This is a genomic window from Pseudomonas sp. IT-P2 (assembly GCF_949767575.1).
Classification (GTDB): domain Bacteria; phylum Pseudomonadota; class Gammaproteobacteria; order Pseudomonadales; family Pseudomonadaceae; genus Aquipseudomonas; species Aquipseudomonas pharyngis.
Genome location: NZ_CATKQA010000033.1, coordinates 198,300 through 215,644, shown reverse-complemented (window position 1 = coordinate 215,644; position 17,345 = coordinate 198,300). Strand labels below are relative to the sequence as shown.

Annotated in this window: 16 protein-coding genes; 10 read left to right on the top strand and 6 right to left on the bottom strand. The window is 60.1% G+C overall.

What is annotated here, in order from left to right; all coding sequences use genetic code 11:
- Positions 1–22 precede the first annotated feature (22 nt).
- The 7 genes from ACM6JM_RS17085 to ACM6JM_RS17055 all read left to right on the top strand — a co-directional run bounded on the left by ACM6JM_RS17085 (position 23) and on the right by ACM6JM_RS17055 (position 8,931).
- Positions 23–1,510 (top strand): gamma-aminobutyraldehyde dehydrogenase, encoded by a 1,488-nt coding sequence (locus ACM6JM_RS17085; RefSeq protein WP_039769600.1) that lies wholly within the window; start codon positions 23–25, stop codon positions 1,508–1,510.
- A gap of 111 nt (positions 1,511–1,621) precedes the next feature.
- Complete coding sequence (ydcS, locus tag ACM6JM_RS17080) at positions 1,622–2,773, top strand: putative ABC transporter substrate-binding protein YdcS (RefSeq protein ID WP_074691241.1); 1,152 nt, start codon at positions 1,622–1,624, stop codon at positions 2,771–2,773.
- A 212-nt stretch (positions 2,774–2,985) separates the two neighbouring features.
- Positions 2,986–4,023 carry an ABC transporter ATP-binding protein gene (locus ACM6JM_RS17075; RefSeq protein ID WP_074691239.1) on the top strand — a complete coding sequence of 346 codons (1,038 nt, stop codon included), beginning with the start codon at positions 2,986–2,988 and terminating at the stop codon, positions 4,021–4,023.
- A 1-nt stretch (position 4,024) separates the two neighbouring features.
- Entirely contained in the window at positions 4,025–4,960 is a 936-nt protein-coding gene (locus ACM6JM_RS17070; RefSeq protein WP_039769593.1) for an ABC transporter permease, read from the top strand.
- Positions 4,950–5,759, top strand: coding sequence for an ABC transporter permease (locus tag ACM6JM_RS17065; RefSeq protein WP_074691237.1), 810 nt, complete (start codon positions 4,950–4,952; stop codon positions 5,757–5,759). Before ACM6JM_RS17070 ends, ACM6JM_RS17065 begins: the two co-directional genes overlap by 11 nt.
- Before the next feature lie 50 nt (positions 5,760–5,809).
- A complete protein-coding gene (locus ACM6JM_RS17060) occupies positions 5,810–7,234 on the top strand; it encodes a gamma-aminobutyraldehyde dehydrogenase (protein WP_103386444.1) in 1,425 nt (474 codons plus the stop codon).
- A gap of 212 nt (positions 7,235–7,446) precedes the next feature.
- Positions 7,447–8,931: an APC family permease gene (locus ACM6JM_RS17055; RefSeq protein ID WP_039769589.1), complete on the top strand. Its 1,485-nt coding sequence runs from the start codon at positions 7,447–7,449 to the stop codon at positions 8,929–8,931.
- Between the two features lie 58 nt (positions 8,932–8,989).
- On the opposite strand, the gene ACM6JM_RS17050 is transcribed toward ACM6JM_RS17055, so the two are convergent.
- Positions 8,990–9,547 (bottom strand): hypothetical protein, encoded by a 558-nt coding sequence (locus ACM6JM_RS17050; protein ID WP_039769587.1) that lies wholly within the window; start codon positions 9,545–9,547, stop codon positions 8,990–8,992.
- 5 nt (positions 9,548–9,552) lie between these two features.
- Positions 9,553–10,134: a ComF family protein gene (locus ACM6JM_RS17045; RefSeq protein ID WP_414882242.1), complete on the bottom strand. Its 582-nt coding sequence runs from the start codon at positions 10,132–10,134 to the stop codon at positions 9,553–9,555.
- A gap of 488 nt (positions 10,135–10,622) precedes the next feature.
- Here ACM6JM_RS17045 and ACM6JM_RS17040 point away from each other — a divergent pair, with 488 nt between their 5' ends.
- Together ACM6JM_RS17040 and ACM6JM_RS17035 are read left to right on the top strand one after the other, a co-directional pair.
- On the top strand, positions 10,623–11,129 hold the full coding sequence (locus ACM6JM_RS17040; RefSeq protein ID WP_085666857.1) for a Bro-N domain-containing protein: 507 nt from the start codon (positions 10,623–10,625) through the stop codon (positions 11,127–11,129).
- 100 nt (positions 11,130–11,229) lie between these two features.
- Positions 11,230–11,433, top strand: coding sequence for a hypothetical protein (locus tag ACM6JM_RS17035; RefSeq protein ID WP_085611443.1), 204 nt, complete (start codon positions 11,230–11,232; stop codon positions 11,431–11,433).
- Between the two features lie 10 nt (positions 11,434–11,443).
- On the opposite strand, the gene ACM6JM_RS17030 is transcribed toward ACM6JM_RS17035, so the two are convergent.
- Entirely contained in the window at positions 11,444–11,629 is a 186-nt protein-coding gene (locus ACM6JM_RS17030; protein WP_039769577.1) for a hypothetical protein, read from the bottom strand.
- A 403-nt stretch (positions 11,630–12,032) separates the two neighbouring features.
- Here ACM6JM_RS17030 and ACM6JM_RS17025 point away from each other — a divergent pair, with 403 nt between their 5' ends.
- Positions 12,033–13,661, top strand: a complete 1,629-nt coding sequence (locus tag ACM6JM_RS17025; protein ID WP_064593655.1) for a glucan biosynthesis protein D — start codon at positions 12,033–12,035, stop codon at positions 13,659–13,661.
- 12 nt (positions 13,662–13,673) lie between these two features.
- Here the strand turns inward: ACM6JM_RS17025 and ACM6JM_RS17020 are convergent, their stop codons facing one another.
- The 3 genes from ACM6JM_RS17020 to recJ all read right to left on the bottom strand — a co-directional run bounded on the left by ACM6JM_RS17020 (position 13,674) and on the right by recJ (position 17,340).
- Entirely contained in the window at positions 13,674–14,207 is a 534-nt protein-coding gene (locus tag ACM6JM_RS17020; protein WP_074691231.1) for a GNAT family N-acetyltransferase, read from the bottom strand.
- A 91-nt stretch (positions 14,208–14,298) separates the two neighbouring features.
- A complete protein-coding gene (locus ACM6JM_RS17015; protein ID WP_039769573.1) occupies positions 14,299–15,405 on the bottom strand; it encodes an NADH:flavin oxidoreductase/NADH oxidase in 1,107 nt (368 codons plus the stop codon).
- A gap of 225 nt (positions 15,406–15,630) precedes the next feature.
- On the bottom strand, positions 15,631–17,340 hold the full coding sequence (gene recJ / locus ACM6JM_RS17010; protein WP_039769572.1) for a single-stranded-DNA-specific exonuclease RecJ: 1,710 nt from the start codon (positions 17,338–17,340) through the stop codon (positions 15,631–15,633).
- Positions 17,341–17,345 lie beyond the last annotated feature (5 nt).

The window sequence follows — 17,345 nt, the reverse complement described above, 5'->3', positions numbered from 1 at the left end:
GGCTCCCGGAACAGGGAGCAATATGACCACACAAGAAAAGAGATCCCGGAAAATGGCTGGCGCGCAGACCCACATGCATACCGCGTTGCTGATCGACGGCGAACTGGTCGCAGGACAGGGTTTTGTCGAACCGATCCTCAACCCGGCCACCGGCGAAGTCCTGACCCAGATCGCCGAAGCCAGCACCGAGCAAGTCGAAGCCGCCATCCTTGCCGCCCACCATGCCTTTGCCGAGTGGTCGCGGACCACTCCGCAACAACGCTCGAATTTCCTGCTGGAAATCGCCAACGCCGTCGAAAAACACGCCGATCATCTCGCCCGTCTCGAAGCCCTGAACTGCGGCAAGCCGCTGCATCTGGCGCGGCAAGACGACTTGACCGCCACCGTCGATGTATTCCGCTTCTTCGCCGGCGCCGTGCGCTGCCAGACCGGGCAGCTCAGCGGCGAATACGTGCCGGGCTACACCAGCATGGTGCGCCGCGATCCGATCGGTGTTGTCGCCTCGATTGCACCGTGGAACTACCCGATCATGATGGCCGCGTGGAAGATCGCCCCGGCTCTCGCCGCCGGCAATACGCTGGTGTTCAAGCCGTCCGAGCACACGCCGCTGTCGATTCTGGCGCTGGCGCCAGCCCTGGCCGAGATCCTGCCGCGCGGGGTGATCAACATCGTCTGCGGTGGCGGCGAAGGCGTCGGCAGTCACTTGGTTGGCCACCCGAAAGTGCGGATGGTGTCGCTGACCGGCGATATCGTCACCGGCCAGAAAATCCTCCAGGCCGCCGCCAAAACCCTGAAACGCACCCACCTCGAACTCGGTGGCAAGGCGCCGGTGATCGTTTGTAACGACGCGGATCTGAAAGCGGTGGTCGAAGGCGTGCGCACTTATGGCTATTACAACGCCGGGCAGGATTGCACCGCCGCGTGCCGGATCTACGCCCAGGCCGGAATTCACGACAAGTTGGTGGCCGAACTCGGCGCGGCGGTCAGCAGCCTGCGCTTCGCTGGCAAACGCGATGCCGACAACGAAATCGGCCCGCTGATCAGCACTCGTCAGCGCGACCGCGTGGCCAGTTTCGTCGAGCGCGCCCTCGGTCAGCCACACATCGAGCGGGTAACCGGCGCGGCAGTGCATTCCGGCGCCGGGTTCTTCTATCAGCCAACCCTGCTGGCCGGTTGCAAACAGAGCGATGAAATCGTCCAGCGCGAAGTGTTCGGCCCGGTGGTGACCGTGACCCGCTTCGACGAACTGGCGCAAGCGGTGGACTGGGCCAACGACTCGGAATACGGCCTCGCCTCATCGGTCTGGACCCAGAACCTGGACAAGGCGATGCAGGTCGCCGCGCGGCTGCAATACGGCTGCACCTGGATCAACAGCCATTTCATGCTGGTCAGCGAAATGCCCCACGGCGGGTTGAAACGCTCCGGTTACGGCAAAGACTTATCCAGCGATTCGCTACAGGACTACAGCGTGGTGCGGCACGTAATGGCCCGGCACAGCCGGGAGCTTTAAGCGGCGAGCTACAAGCCGCAAGCCCAAAGCAGATCGCTGTTTCTTGCAGCTTGAAGCTCGTCGCTTGCGACTACTCTTAACAAAAACCTAAAAAACAAAGAGGTGTGTCTCATGTTCGTGCACAAGACCGCACTGCTCAGTGCAATCACCACGGCCCTGCTGGCCAGCGCCAGCCTGCAGGCCGCCGAGCCGCTGAAAGCCGTCGGCGCCGGCGAAGGCCAGCTGGATATCGTCGCCTGGCCCGGCTACATCGAACGCGGTGAAAGCGACAAGGCCTACGACTGGGTGACCGGTTTCGAGAAGGAAACCGGCTGCAAGGTCAATGTGAAAACCGCCGCCACCTCTGACGAAATGGTCAGCCTGATGGCCAAGGGCGGTTACGACCTGGTGACCGCGTCGGGCGATGCCTCGTTGCGGTTGATCGTCGGCAAGCGTGTGCAGCCGATCAACACTGCGTTGATCCCGAACTGGAAATCCCTCGACCCGCGCCTGAAAGACGCGCCGTGGTACGTGGTCAACAGCCAGACCTACGGCACCCCGTACCAGTGGGGCCCGAACGTGCTGATGTACAACACCAACGTCTTCAAGACCGCGCCGACCAGCTGGAACGTGGTGTTCGACGCGCAGAACCTGCCCGATGGCAAGCCGAACAAGGGCCGCGTGCAGGCTTACGACGGCCCGATCTACATCGCCGATGCGGCGCTTTACCTGAAATCCACCAAGCCTGAGCTGGGGATCAAGGATCCGTACCAGCTCACCGAAGATCAGTACAAGGCTGTGCTGGAACTGTTGCGCGCCCAGCAGAAGCTGATCCACCGCTACTGGCACGACACCACCGTGCAGATGAGCGACTTCAAGAACGAAGGCGTGGTCGCGTCCAGCGCCTGGCCGTACCAGGTCAACGGGCTGATCAACGAGAAACAGCCGATCGCTTCGACCGTGCCGAAAGAAGGCGCCACCGGTTGGGCCGACACCACCATGCTGCACGCCGAGGCCAAGCACCCGAACTGCGCGTACAAGTGGATGGACTGGTCGCTGCAGCCGAAAGTCCAGGGTGATGTGGCGGCATGGTTCGGTTCGTTGCCGGCGGTTCCGGCGGCGTGTCAGGGCAGTGAGTTGCTCGGGGCTGAAGGCTGCAAGACCAACGGGTTTGATCAGTTCGACAAGATCGCTTTCTGGAAAACGCCGCAGGCTGAGGGTGGCAAGTTTGTGCCGTATAGCCGGTGGACGCAGGACTACATTTCGATTATGGGCGGTAGGTAATACCCACACACCGATCGTTCCCACGTCGAGGCGTCGAACCGTCCGCGTGGGAATGCATCACCGGACGCTCCGCGTCCATTCGCAAGAGCTGACGCAGAGCGTCACGGGCTGCATTCCCACGCAGAGCGTGGGAACGATCAACTCGAACACTGTTTTTCAGAAGTCCAGGCAGGGCCGCTGCGACGGCCCTCGCCTTTTTGGAGCACCGCACCATGACGCTTGCAGTCCAGTTCACCAACGTTTCCCGGCAGTTCGGCGAAGTGAAAGCCGTTGACCGGGTTTCCATCGATATCCAGGACGGCGAGTTCTTTTCCATGCTCGGCCCCTCCGGTTCGGGCAAGACCACGTGCCTGCGCCTGATCGCCGGGTTCGAGCAACCGAGCGCGGGCTCGATCCGCATTCACGGCGCCGAAGCCGCCGGTCTGCCGCCCTATCAACGCGACGTCAACACGGTGTTTCAGGATTACGCGCTGTTCCCGCACATGAACGTGTTGGACAACGTCGCCTACGGTTTGAAAGTCAAAGGCGTAAACAAAACCGAGCGCCACAAACGCGCCGAAGAAGCCTTGGACATGGTCGCCCTCGGCGGCTACGGTGCCCGTAAACCGGTGCAGTTGTCCGGTGGTCAGCGCCAGCGTGTTGCCCTCGCCCGCGCGCTGGTCAATCGCCCGCGAGTGCTGTTGCTCGACGAACCGTTGGGCGCTCTCGACCTGAAGCTGCGCGAACAGATGCAGAGCGAACTGAAGAAGCTGCAACGCCAACTCGGCATCACTTTCATCTTCGTCACTCACGATCAGACCGAAGCGCTGTCGATGTCCGACCGCGTGGCCGTGTTCAACAAGGGCCGCATCGAGCAGGTCGACACGCCGCGCAATCTGTACATGAAACCCACCACGACTTTCGTCGCCGAATTCGTCGGCACCTCGAACGTGATTCGTGGCGATCTGGCGCGCCAGCTCAGTGGTCATCCGCAGCCGTTTTCGATCCGCCCGGAACACGTGCGATTCGCCGAAGGCCCATTGGCCAGCCACGAGATTGAAGTCAGCGGTCTGCTCCACGACATCCAGTATCAGGGCAGCGCCACGCGCTATGAACTGACCCTGGAAAACGGTCAGACCCTGAGCATCAGCCAGGCCAACAATCAGTGGATCGACAGCAGCGCGCAGCACCAGACCGGTCAGCGCATCAGCGCACGCTGGGCGCGGGAAGCGATGATTCCGTTGCACGACACCGTTGCGAGCGGGGTGTGACATGACCGCCCTCGCCCTCCCTCAATCGGCGCCGTTGCGCAGGTTTTCCAACCTGCTCTATCGCAAGCCGAACCTGTACCTGTCGATGCTGCTGGTGCCGCCGCTTTTGTGGTTTGGCGCGATCTATCTGGGCTCGCTGCTGATGTTGTTGTGGCAAGGTTTCTACACCTTCGACGACTTCACCATGGCAGTCACTCCGGACCTGACCCTGGCCAACTTCGCCGCGCTGTTTCAGCCATCGAATTTCGACATCATCCTGCGCACCCTGAGCATGGCGGTCGTGGTGTCGATCGCCAGCGCCATCGTCGCGTTCCCGATTGCCTACTACATGGCGCGCTACACCACCGGCAAGACCAAGGCATTTTTCTACATCGCCGTAATGATGCCGATGTGGGCCAGTTACATCGTCAAGGCTTACGCCTGGACGCTGCTGCTGGCCAAGGGCGGCGTGGCGCAGTGGTTCGTTCAGCACTTGGGGCTGGAGCCGGTGCTGCAGTTCATTCTGGGGATTCCCGGTGTTGGTGGCAGCACCCTGTCGACCTCGCATCTGGGCCGGTTCATGGTGTTCGTCTACATCTGGCTGCCGTTCATGATCCTGCCGATCCAGGCCTCGCTGGAACGCCTGCCGCCGTCGTTGCTGCAAGCCTCCGCCGACCTCGGGGCCAAGCCGCGCCAGACCTTCATGCAGGTGATTCTGCCGCTGTCGGTGCCGGGCATCGCGGCCGGTTCGATCTTCACCTTTTCGCTGACCTTGGGCGACTTCATCGTGCCGCAACTGGTGGGCCCGCCGGGCTACTTCGTCGGCAGCATGGTCTACGCGCAACAGGGTGCAATCGGCAACATGCCGATGGCCGCAGCGTTCACGCTGGTGCCGATCGTGCTGATCGCCATTTACCTGTCCATCGTCAAACGTCTGGGGGCCTTCGATGCACTCTGAAAAGGCTTCAATAGGCTTGCGCATTGCAGCCTGGGGCGGGCTGGTGTTTCTGCACTTCCCGATCCTGATCATCTTCCTCTACGCCTTCAACACCGAAGACGCGGCGTTCAGCTTTCCACCGAAAGGCTTCACGCTGCACTGGTTCAGTGTGGCGTTTTCGCGGCCGGATGTGCTGGAAGCGATCAAGCTGTCGTTGCAGATCGCGGCCATCGCCACGCTGATCGCGATGGTGCTCGGCACCCTCGCTTCCGCTGCGTTGTACCGCCGGGACTTCTTCGGCAAACAGGGTATTTCGCTGATGCTGATCCTGCCGATTGCACTGCCAGGGATCATCACCGGGATTGCGCTGCTGGCGACCTTCAAGACGCTGGGGATCGAGCCGGGGATGTTCACCATCGTCGTCGGCCACGCGACCTTCTGCGTGGTGATCGTCTACAACAACGTCATCGCCCGTCTGCGCCGTACCTCGCACAGCCTGATCGAAGCGTCGATGGATCTCGGTGCCGACGGCTGGCAGACCTTCCGCTACATCATCCTGCCGAATCTCGGCTCGGCGCTGCTCGCCGGCGGCATGCTGGCGTTTGCGCTGTCGTTCGACGAAATCATCGTCACCACTTTCACCGCCGGTCATGAACGCACCTTGCCACTGTGGTTGCTCAACCAGTTGAGCCGCCCACGGGACGTGCCGGTGACCAACGTCGTGGCGATGCTGGTGATGCTGGTGACCATGCTGCCGATCCTCGGCGCCTACTACCTGACCCGGGGTGGCGAGAGCGTGGCCGGCAGCGGCGGCAAATGATTTCCCTGACTTTTCCCACCCTGAATTTGCAGTAGAAAGAGGACAACAACATGCAAACCAAACTCTTGATCAACGGCCAACTGGTCAACGGCGAAGGCCCGGCGCAACCGGTGCTCAACCCGGCACACGGTGAAGTGCTGGTGGAAATCAACGAGGCCACCGAAGCCCAGGTCGATGCCGCCGTGCGCGCCGCCGACAGTGCCTTCGCCGAATGGTCGCAGACCACGCCGAAAGACCGTTCGCTGCTGCTGCTCAAACTCGCCGACGCCATCGAAGCCCACGGTGAAGAACTGGCCAAACTGGAATCGGACAACTGCGGCAAACCCTACAGCGCCGCGCTGAATGACGAGATCCCGGCGATTGCCGACGTGTTCCGTTTCTTCGCCGGCGCCAGCCGTTGCATGAGCGGTTCGGCCGGCGGCGAATACCTGCCCGGCCACACCTCGATGATCCGCCGCGACCCGGTGGGCGTAATCGCCTCCATCGCGCCGTGGAACTACCCGCTGATGATGGTTGCCTGGAAAATCGCCCCGGCCCTCGCCGCCGGTAATACCGTGGTGCTCAAGCCGTCGGAACAAACCCCGCTGACTGCGTTGCGTCTGGCCGAACTAGCGTCGGATATTTTCCCGGCCGGTGTACTCAATCTGGTGTTCGGGCGTGGGCCGAGCGTAGGCAGCCCGCTGGTGACCCATCCGAAAGTGCGCATGGTGTCGCTGACCGGCTCCATCGCCACTGGTTCGAACATCATTTCCAGCACCGCCGACAGCGTCAAACGCATGCACATGGAATTGGGCGGCAAGGCCCCGGTGATCATCTTCGACGACGCCGACATTGATGCGGCGGTCGAAGGTATTCGCACCTTCGGCTTCTACAACGCCGGCCAGGACTGCACCGCGGCGTGCCGGATCTACGCCCAGCAAGGCATCTACGACAAATTCGTCGAGAAGCTCGGTGCAGCGGTCAGCAGCATCAAGTACGGCTTGCAGGATGATCCGTCGACCGAGCTCGGGCCGTTGATCACCGCCCAGCATCGCGACCGCGTGGCCGGGTTTGTCGAACGCGCCGTGGCGCAACCGCACATTCGCTTGATCACTGGCGGCAAGGCTGTCGAAGGCAATGGTTTCTTCTTTGAGCCGACCGTGCTGGCCGACGCCCAGCAGGACGACGAAATCGTCCGTCGCGAAGTGTTCGGGCCGGTGGTCTCGGTGACCAAATTCACCGATGAGGCCCAGGCGCTGGAGTGGGCCAACGATTCGGACTACGGCCTGGCGTCCTCGGTATGGACGGCCGATGTAGGACGCGCCCATCGCCTGTCCGCGCGTTTGCACTACGGCTGCACCTGGGTGAACACGCACTTCATGCTTGTCAGCGAAATGCCCCACGGCGGTCAGAAACTGTCCGGCTACGGCAAGGACATGTCCATGTACGGGCTGGAGGACTACACCACGGTTCGGCATGTGATGTTCAAGCACTAAAGGCATCGCCAGCAGGCTGGCTTCCACAGGTTCAATACAGTCCTTGTGAGAGCCAGCCTGCTGGCGATGGCGTCACCTCGGTTCCAGGAAGGAAACCGGCATTACGCACCACCAGGCATTCAAAACAATAACTACCGATCCGGGCGGCGCCTTCAAGGCACCGCCACGGCTTCGGCCATCCGAAATCTGCCGATTTCACGGAGCAAACACACATGAGTGCATCACCCGATCTCTCAGCCGCCGTTGCCGACAGCGATGCCGAACAACTGCGTCAACTGGGCTACACCTCCAACTTCAACCGCAGCATGAGCCTGTGGGAAAACTTCGCGTTGGGCTTCACTTATCTGTCGCCGGTCGTAGGGGTTTATACCCTGTTCGGCCTGTGCCTGGCCGCTGGCGGGCCGCCGATGTTCTGGGCCTATTTGCTGGTCGGTTGCGGTCAATTGCTGGTGTGCCTGATCTTCGGCGAAGTGGTGTCGCAGTTCCCGATTTCCGGCGGTGTCTATCCTTGGGCGCGTCGCTTGGTGGGTAAGAAATGGGCATGGATGGTCGGCTGGATCTACTCCATCGCCCTGTGCGTGACCATCGCCGCCGTGGCGGTCGGTGCCGGCCCGTACCTCGCGGCCATGCTGGGTTTTGAGCCGAGTAACAACACCAACATCGTCATCGCCCTGGTGCTGACGCTGTTCGCCACCCTGGTCAACCTCAGCGGCACCAAAGTGCTGGCGCGGATCGCCATGTTCGGCTTCCTCTGCGAACTGGTCGGCGCGGTGATCGTCGGCGTGTACCTGCTGATTTTCGAGCGTCACCAGCCGATCAGCGTGCTGTTCAACACTTTCGATATCAGCGTCGAGGGCTCCTATCTGCCGGCCTTCCTCACCGCGTCGCTGGCGGGGATGTTCCTCTACTACGGCTTCGAGGCCTGCGGTGATGTAGCCGAAGAAACCCCGAACCCGAGCAAGAAAATCCCGGTGGCCATGCGCATGACCATCTATATCGGCGGCATCGCGGCAATGTTCGCTTGCCTGGCGCTGATCCTCGCCGTGCCGGACATGCAAGCGGTGATCAACGGCACCGACAAGGACCCGGTCACCACCATCCTCAACAACGCCTTCGGCCCGATCGGCTCGAAAGTGGTGATGGGCGTGGTGATGATTTCCTTCATCTCCTGCGTCATCAGCCTGCAAGCGGCGGCGAGTCGTCTGCTGTATTCCTACGCCCGCGATGAAATGGTCATCGGCAGCCGACTGCTCAAAAAGATTTCTCCTACGACCCAGGTTCCGGTTGCCGCACTGTTCGTGTCCGGCGTCCTGCCCGGCCTGATCATCGCCCTCGGCTTCTTCCTGCAAGACGCCGTGGCCACCATCGTCAGCTTCGCCGCCATCGGCATCTACCTCGCATTCCAGATGATCGTCCTTGCCGCCCTGTACGCCCGCAGCAAAGGCTGGAAACCCAGCGGCAAATTCACCCTCGGCGCCTGGGGCTGGCCGGTGAACATCGGCGCGCTGGTGTATGGCGTGGGCGCAATCATCAACATGGCCTGGCCCCGCACACCGGATGCAGCGTGGTACATCAACTACGCGATGGTGCTGAGTACGGCGATCGTGATTGGGCTGGGGCTGGTTTACATGTGGATTGGCAAGCCGTATGACCATGGGAAGGCGCCGGCTGGGGATGCCTGGAAGGTGAGTCGCTAAAAAATTTTGGCCCCGGCACCGATAGAGTGCCGGGGTTCAAGAAAGCCGACGCAAAACATCAAAAGAAAAGCTCGGACTGATCGTATTTCAGCGAGGAAATACGATCGAACAGTTTGATTTTTTCGTTGGCTTTTTGCTTGGCGTGGTCAGACATGAATGCAATCAACTCTTCGAGCTGATTGACGTCTCCCACCACTTTGAATTCCTTCTCCTTGTTGACGAAGACAAGGGACTTCTTCTTTCTCGACAACAGTTCTATGACGTTGCTGAGCGTACCGGTGCTCTTCGCATCCCATATCATCAAGCCGTAGTCAGCGGCTTCGGCCATCACCACGTCTTTTTCAGTGAAGAAGGCCCTCGATCCTTTGGAGTGTTTGGAGTCCACTGTTCTGGCGGGCCACTGTCCGAGGTTGTTCCGCGGTGCTGGACCACTACAGAACACTGTAGTTTTGGATCGCTCAAGACTCAGCAGATATTCCTGAATGGAGGTATCGGCACCACCTGCATCACCAACGACCACATCGAATTCAGACGCAACGATATTACTGATACGCTCCTTAACCTTCGGATCAAGGTTCTTGATATTGATAGAGCCAGCAATAAATACAGTCGTCATTGAATTCACTTCCAGGTTAGCGCCGCTACGTAGATCTTCCCCACCTTCGGATATTCACGCAAGACAGCACAAGCCGCGTCCATCGACGCTCCGCTGTCAAACAAATCATCTACGACCAAAACATTCCAGCATCCCTCTGTCGTAATTTCGTCATTGACGCTGAAACTGTTTCCAATCGCAGCAACCTTTTCTGCTTTGGAGTGCAGATCCTTCAGCGACTTTCCCGTAGTCGCCTTTCGAAGCAAATCCGAAAAAACCGGCCGCCCGACAATTCGTCCCAACTCCAGAGCGACCTCAGTTACCGGTTGTCGCTGACGGATATTTGAAGCAGGCATGGGCAGCACAAATCCTACTTGATCCAACATAGGGAACACATTTGTCGCTACCGCTTGGGCCAGTGGGCCGACCTGAGTCCAATCCTTCTGGTATTTGAGCTGGTAGGTCGCCTGACCAATCTCTGTGCGCTGATTATCGAAACAAGGGTTTACGCGATCATCGTTGCCGAGAAAGGTACTACTTACCATGTGCTTGTCCAACACCCATCCCTGATCCCACGGGCCGTTGATCTGTTTGAGGGACACCTTCATTGAATTCTCCATTATTCACAAAAATCCTTTAAGCCCTGAGACCAAGGGCCGAGCACCTGGGGGATGCCTTAGATTCAAATAAATAAAGGAAAAATCACGCTTCAGGTGCAGTCTGGCTGACCGCCTTACAAAAACAGGAAATTCCTACAGATGCAGGCTTCAAGAAGAAGCCACATTTCCTACGCTACGCGTCCACAGCGTAGACTTGGCGCCGCTAGCGCCTGACCGATAGGCTTTACCCCGTCGCTGCCCAATCAGCGGCCCGGGGTCGAAGCCGGTACATCATCAACATGGCGCAACTGCGTCCTCCATAGAAACCGAGGCTTTTTTGCCTTTCGGATTCGCGTTATGGCGGACCGTGTGGCGCGGGCCTCTCGGCTTCCATGTTGATCGAGAATGTTCCGACTTCGAACGCCGCACGGTTCGCCACCCAAATCTGTCGAAGGATTAGTGGCGGCTCTCATTTCAACATGGAGTAGAAATTGACTATGCACGCGCCAAATTCACCAGAGACCCAGACGCACTTTATCCCTACGGTTTTCACCCGCCACAACCGCTTCCTCCACGCCCTCCTGCTTGATCATCAAGCCTGGTTCTGCGCTCAAGATCTGGGCCGCATGATGGGCCATCCCTTGAACCCACGCGTCACGCTCAAACTCGACCCCGACCAACGCCACACCGTTCGGCTGCGCAAGTACGGCAAAGTTGTCGAGACACCGATGGTCAGCGAATCCGGCATGTACGCGCTGCTCGTCCACCATTTCATCCCGGAAAACCGCAACCTTCGACAATGGCTGAGCAATGAGGTGATTCCCATCCTGCGGGAAACCAGCTCAGCAACAGCGGAAAACTGCCCTAGCCTGAGCTCGGTGCATTGGGCAGGCGTCACCGTGCCGCTGTTGCACTGGCAACAACAGGCTTGGGTGAAATGGCGTGATATGCCGGAGTTGGTGCTCAGTCAGCAGCCCTATCAGGTATCGGGGACATGTAGCTGACGGCCTCACTTGGCCCAATGAAAAAAGGGGCGGACTCAAGAGTCAGCCCCTTCAATGTTCACCATCAACCTCGACACATTTCTGAGCGAGTCCCTAACTGATGCGCAACGCCATCCCCGCACTTCAGCCCATTCTCGAAATCATCCCGAGTGACGAGAATTTTGCTGAAGACTACCTGCAAAAACTCGTCAAACAATGTGCGGTTGCCGAGCATCTGCACGCAATCCATGTCGGCATCGCCGACGCTGACGCGGGTAAGTTGATTGATCTGGCCACCGTGAAAGCCAAATGGCTTTCACGGTGAACCTCCTGTTTCAAAACCGCGAAACACTCCTCATCGCATCCACCAGATACCGCATCGCAATCCGGTCGCTCTCCGACAACTCCCGGTAACGCTCCACCAGTTTCAGTTCGTCAGGACTAAGCCGGCGTCTTCGCCGGACGTTGGTGAGGCAGGGAAAGATGCCTAACATTTCGGTGATGCCTTGTCCTTTTGCCATGGACGATGTCCTTTTCCAGTACGTCAGAAATTTTCGAAAACCGCATCGCCCTGCTCCTTTAAGCAGCGATTTGAGCCCTGCCGGTCGGATGAGTCGTGACCGGCGATGCCCATAGAATAGAAATTAAATCGGCGCTGAAAAGTGGTTTTTAGAGTAATTAGTCGAAAAAAGCAGATATGCCCTATAAATCAGAAAAGACTGTGGGATAAGTAACCGTAACGTCTTGTTTCATTGAGACGCTGTCGCCGTGATATCAATGAATTTTGCAAAATCGGCGAACCGATTAAGCTAGCGGGCATCTGTTACTAGTCCGTAGCGTTTGGCCGAAGGCTTGTCCGAACCGTAATTTCTGATCCAGTACGTGCCAGGAACGGCGCGGGATTGTCCACGACAGGTTGTATTTATGCACCGCAGGAATTTGCTCAAAGCGTCCATGGCCATTGCGGCTTACACCGGCCTTTCCGCCTCCGGCCTGCTCGCCGCACGCGCCTGGGCCGCCTCTGGCGGTGCCGCCGACGGTGAAGCCCAGGCTTTCGACTTCGAAACGCTGAAGCGTCAGGCCAAACAACTGGCCGGCAACGCCTATCAGGACACCAAACAGGTGCTGCCGCCGACCCTGGCGACCATGACCCCGCAGAACTTCAACGCGATCCGCTACGACGGCGAGCATTCGCTGTGGAAGGAGAACAAGGGTCAGCTCGACGTACAGTTCTTCCACGTCGGCATGGGTTTCCGTCAGCCGGTGCGCATGTACAGCGTCGATCCAAAGACCCGCACGGCCCGCGAGGTGCATTTCCGCCCTCAGCTGTTCAACTATGAAAACACTTCGGTCGACACCCAGCAGCTCAAGGGCGATCTGGGGTTTGCCGGTTTCAAGCTGTTCAAGGCACCGGAACTGGATCGGCATGACGTGGTGTCGTTCCTCGGCGCCAGCTACTTCCGCGCGGTGGATGCCACTGGCCAATATGGCCTCTCCGCCCGTGGCCTGGCCGTGGACACCTACGCCAAGAAACGCGAAGAATTCCCTGACTTCACCAAATTCTGGTTCGAAACTCCGGATCAGAACGCGACCCGCTTTGTGGTCTACGCCCTGCTCGACTCGCCGAGCGCGACCGGCGCCTATCGCTTCGACATCGACTGCCAGGCCGAGCGCGTGGTGATGGAAGTCGACGCCCACATCAATGCCCGTACCGCTATCGAGCAACTGGGCATCGCCCCGATGACCAGCATGTTCAGCTGCGGCACCCACGAGCGCCGGATGTGCGACACCATTCACCCGCAAATCCATGACTCGGATCGTCTGGCCATGTGGCGCGGCAACGGCGAGTGGATCTGCCGCCCGCTGAACAACCCGGCGACCCTGCAATTCAACGCCTTCGCCGACACCGATCCGAAAGGGTTCGGTCTGGTGCAGACCGACCACGAATTCGCCAACTATCAGGACACCGTCGACTGGTACAGCAAGCGTCCGAGTCTGTGGGTAGAACCTACAACGGCGTGGGGCGAAGGCTCTATCGATCTGCTGGAAATTCCTACAACCGGCGAAACCCTGGACAACATCGTTGCGTTCTGGACGCCGAAGAAACCGGTAGCCGCCGGGGATTCGCTGAACTACGGCTACAAGCTCTACTGGAGCGCCCTGCCGCCGGTCGGCACGCCGCTGGCGCGGGTGCATGCGACCCGTTCGGGTATGGGAGGCTTCGTCGAAGGCTGGGCTCCGGGCGAGCATTACCCGCCGGTCTGGGCCCGTCGCTTTGCTGTGGACTTCACCGGTGGCGGCCTGGATCGCCTGCCGCAGGGCACCGGGATCGAACCGGTGGTGACTTGCTCCAACGGCAAGGTGCAGGACTTCAGCGTGCTGGTGCTGGATGACATCAAGGGTTACAGGATTCTGTTCGACTGGTACCCGACCAATGACAGCGTGGAGCCGGTTGAGCTGCGGCTGTTTATCCGTACCAACGATCGCACACTGAGCGAGACCTGGTTGTACCAGTACTTCCCGCCGGCGCCGGACAAGCGCAAGTACCCTTGATGCGTTGAGCCGTCAGGCCAACGGGCAGTACATGTGGATATCGTGGGGTTCCAGATCAAACAGCTCGGGATCCGGTTGCGCCAGTAACCGGCAGCCCTGGCGCTGATAAAACTCCACGGTATTGCGCGACTCGGTCGCCGAGACGTACAACGCCTCGGCGCCGACCTCTCGGCCATGCTCGCAAGCCAGTGCAAACAATCGCCCGCCCAATCCCTGCCCGCGCCAGGCACGGCTGATGTGCAGAAACTTCAACTGCCGCATCTTCAGGCCCTGATTGTGAATAACCCGGTTATCCACAACCACCGCTGCCACCAGTGTCTCCCCATCGAAAATCCCGTGTAGCCAACCGCCGCTGCGCCAGCATTTTTCCAATACCCGCGCATTCTCCTCCGCCTCCCCTTCGGGCCAGCCGCGCATGTCGAAACGCGCCGGATACAGAATCAGCTCACCGTTCTCTACGCGATAGCACTCCTCAACCAACTCACTGCGGTCGATCAGTGCCAACAATGGCAAGTCCGATTCAGTCAGCTCACGTTCGATCAACATTGCGTTCCATTCCTTTGCAATTCCGGACGGCAGGCAAGAAAAAACCCGCCGGTTCAATGGCGGGCTTTATAGGCTTTGCGACCGGTCGGAATCAATCCCGCAGGTCAGACTCATGAATCGGCTGATCCCGATGGGTCGCACGTTGATACTGCGCCGGCCACACCGCTTTGCGCCCGCCCAGGTCATCGTCGGCATGCAGCGGCCAGTACGGATCACGCAACAGCTCACGGGCGAGGAAGATGATGTCGGCCTGACAGGTCCGCAGGATGTGCTCGGCCTGGGCCGGCTCGGTAATCATTCCCACGGTGCCGGTGGCGATGCCTGACTCCTTGCGCACCCGCTCGGCGAAGCGCGTCTGATATCCCGGACCCACGGGGATTTCCGCGTTGGCTGCCGTGCCGCCCGATGACACATCGATCAAATCAGCCCCCAAGGCTTTCAGGCGTCGCGCCAGCTCCACTGTTTCATCCGGATTCCAGCCGTCCTCGACCCAGTCGGTAGCCGAAAGGCGCACAAACACCGGCAATTCTTCCGGCCACACCGCGCGCACCGCCTCGGTCACTTGCAGCACCAGACGAATGCGGTTTTCGAACGAACCGCCGTATTGATCACGGCGTTGGTTGCTCAGCGGTGACAGAAACTGGTGCAACAGATAACCGTGCGCCGCATGCACCTCGACCACACTGAAACCGGCGGTCAAAGCACGTTTGGCTGCGGCCACGAAGTCCTGAATGACCTGGGCGATCTGCCCTTCATCCAGTTGTTTCGGCTGGGTGTGTTGCGGGTCAAAGGCAATCGGCGAAGGCCCGACCGGCGTCCAGCCACCGTCCTCCGGTTTGACGCTTCCGTGCTTGCCGATCCACGGCCGGTGGGTGCTGGCCTTGCGCCCGGCGTGGGCCAGTTGAATGCCGGCCACTGCGCCTTGGGCGGTGATGAAACGGGTGATGCGTTGCAGTGGTGCGATCTGTTCGTCGTTCCACAGGCCCAGGTCTTCGGCGGTGATCCGCCCGTCGGCCGTGATTGCCGTGGCTTCGGTGAATACCAGGCCAGCGCCGCCCACGGCACGGCTGCCGAGGTGCACCAGATGCCAGTCGTTGGCCAGGCCATCGACGCTGGAGTACTGGCACATGGGCGACACGGCGATGCGGTTGGGCAGGGTCAGTTGGCGAAGGGTAAAGGGTTCAAGCAGCAGACTCATGGGGCACCTCTCAAATCAGTGGGCAGGCTCCAGGGTTCTGTTTGAAAAGTCGACGAGTGACAGGAAAAAGGTGCAGCACCCGCCCCCGCGGGCAAAAAATTTCGACAAGACGTCACAAGGCCAATCAAGCAGTGCTTAGAGCCTAGTCGACATCCGGGGATGAGGGAGGGTTCAGAGTAATTCTGTGTATGTAAGTCCGCCTGCGCGAGCTTGCTCGCGAAGGCGTCAACGCGGTTCGATGTGGGCAATCATCAGTTGCACGGTCTCATTGCCGCGAAACTCGTTCAGATCGAGCTTGTACGCCAGTTCGACCCATTTGATTGTCGGGTTCGGCCAGATATCACGATCGATGCCGAAGGCGATGCCATCCAGCTTCACCGAGCCGCATTCGGTTTTCAGCACTACTTTCAGGTGTCGTTCGCCGACCACCCGCTGCTCGACCAACTGGAACACACCATGAAACAGCGGCTCCGGGAAATGCTGGCCCCACGGCCCGGCGTGACGCAGGGCCCGAGCCAGTTCCAGATGAAACTCCTCGACCGCCAGCGTGCCGTCCGACAGCAGGCGCCCGGTCAGGTCTTCTTCGCGAAGCTGCCTGCGCACCTCGGCGTCAAATGCCTCGGCGAACAACGGAAAATTCTCCTGCGGCAAAGTCAGGCCAGCCGCCATCGCGTGGCCGCCATACTTGCTGATCAGGTCCGGATGCTGCGCTGCCACCACACTCAGCGCATCACGAATATGAAAGCCCTGAACCGAACGCCCAGAGCCCTTGAGCAGACCGTCACCGGCATCGGCGAAGGCGATGGTCGGGCGGAAATAACGCTCCTTCATCCGCGACGCCAGAATACCGATGACACCCTGATGCCATTCCGGATCGAACAGGCACAAACCGAACGGCATCGACTCGACCGGCAAGTCCTTGAGCTGGGCCAGCGCTTCGCGCTGCATGCCTTGCTCGATGGATTTGCGGTCCTGATTCATGCCGTCCAGTTGTGCGGCCATTTCCCGCGCCAGCGCAGGGTCGTGGGTCAGCAGGCATTCGATGCCCAGGCTCATGTCATCCAGACGCCCCGCCGCGTTCAGACGCGGGCCGACGATAAAACCGAGGTCGGTAGACGTAATGCGCGAAGCTTCACGCTTGGCCACTTCCAGGATCGCCTTGATCCCCGGCCGCGCACGTCCGGCGCGAATTCGTTCCAGGCCCTGGTGCACCAGAATCCGGTTGTTGGCATCCAGCGGCACCACGTCGGCAACGCTGCCCAGCGCCACCAGATCCAGCAGTTCGCCGATGTTCGGTTGCGGTTTGCTCTCGTACCAGCCGAGGCTGCGCAGGCGTGCGCGCAAGGCCATCAACACATAGAAAATCACCCCGACCCCGGCCAGCGCCTTGCTCGGAAACTCGCAGCCGGGCTGGTTCGGATTGACCAGTGCATCAGCTTGCGGCAGTTCATCGCCGGGCAAGTGGTGGTCAGTAATCAAGACCTTCAGGCCATGGCGCTTCGCGGCCGCGACACCTTCAACGCTGGAAATACCGTTGTCGACGGTGATCAGCAGCTGCGGCTCGCGGGTCATTGCGACTTCGACGATTTCCGGGGTCAGGCCGTAGCCGTATTCGAAGCGGTTGGGCACCAGATAATCGACGTGCGCCGCGCCCAGCAGGCGCAAACCAAGCACGCCCACGGTGCTGGCCGTCGCGCCGTCGGCGTCAAAGTCGCCGACGATCAGGATCCGCTGACGCTGCTCCAGCGCCGTCACCAGCAGATCGACCGCCGCATCGATCCCTTTGAGCTGCTGGAACGGAATCAGCCGCGCCAGGCTCTTGTCCAGCTCCGCCTCGGACTGCACGCCCCGCGCCGCGTACAGGCGGGTCAGTAGCGGTGGCAGTTCACCGAGAAACGGCAGAGTGGCGGGCAACGGGCGAGGATCGATACGCATGGGGT

Coding starts and splice junctions, on each gene's coding strand:
- ACM6JM_RS17085 (WP_039769600.1), top strand. CDS start 23: ATGACCACACAAGAAAAGAGATCCCGGAAAATGGCTGGCGCGCAGACC.
- ydcS (WP_074691241.1), top strand. CDS start 1,622: ATGTTCGTGCACAAGACCGCACTGCTCAGTGCAATCACCACGGCCCTG.
- ACM6JM_RS17075 (WP_074691239.1), top strand. CDS start 2,986: ATGACGCTTGCAGTCCAGTTCACCAACGTTTCCCGGCAGTTCGGCGAA.
- ACM6JM_RS17070 (WP_039769593.1), top strand. CDS start 4,025: ATGACCGCCCTCGCCCTCCCTCAATCGGCGCCGTTGCGCAGGTTTTCC.
- ACM6JM_RS17065 (WP_074691237.1), top strand. CDS start 4,950: ATGCACTCTGAAAAGGCTTCAATAGGCTTGCGCATTGCAGCCTGGGGC.
- ACM6JM_RS17060 (WP_103386444.1), top strand. CDS start 5,810: ATGCAAACCAAACTCTTGATCAACGGCCAACTGGTCAACGGCGAAGGC.
- ACM6JM_RS17055 (WP_039769589.1), top strand. CDS start 7,447: ATGAGTGCATCACCCGATCTCTCAGCCGCCGTTGCCGACAGCGATGCC.
- ACM6JM_RS17050 (WP_039769587.1), bottom strand. CDS start 9,547: ATGACGACTGTATTTATTGCTGGCTCTATCAATATCAAGAACCTTGAT.
- ACM6JM_RS17045 (WP_414882242.1), bottom strand. CDS start 10,134: ATGAAGGTGTCCCTCAAACAGATCAACGGCCCGTGGGATCAGGGATGG.
- ACM6JM_RS17040 (WP_085666857.1), top strand. CDS start 10,623: ATGCACGCGCCAAATTCACCAGAGACCCAGACGCACTTTATCCCTACG.
- ACM6JM_RS17035 (WP_085611443.1), top strand. CDS start 11,230: ATGCGCAACGCCATCCCCGCACTTCAGCCCATTCTCGAAATCATCCCG.
- ACM6JM_RS17030 (WP_039769577.1), bottom strand. CDS start 11,629: ATGGCAAAAGGACAAGGCATCACCGAAATGTTAGGCATCTTTCCCTGC.
- ACM6JM_RS17025 (WP_064593655.1), top strand. CDS start 12,033: ATGCACCGCAGGAATTTGCTCAAAGCGTCCATGGCCATTGCGGCTTAC.
- ACM6JM_RS17020 (WP_074691231.1), bottom strand. CDS start 14,207: ATGTTGATCGAACGTGAGCTGACTGAATCGGACTTGCCATTGTTGGCA.
- ACM6JM_RS17015 (WP_039769573.1), bottom strand. CDS start 15,405: ATGAGTCTGCTGCTTGAACCCTTTACCCTTCGCCAACTGACCCTGCCC.
- recJ (WP_039769572.1), bottom strand. CDS start 17,340: ATGCGTATCGATCCTCGCCCGTTGCCCGCCACTCTGCCGTTTCTCGGT.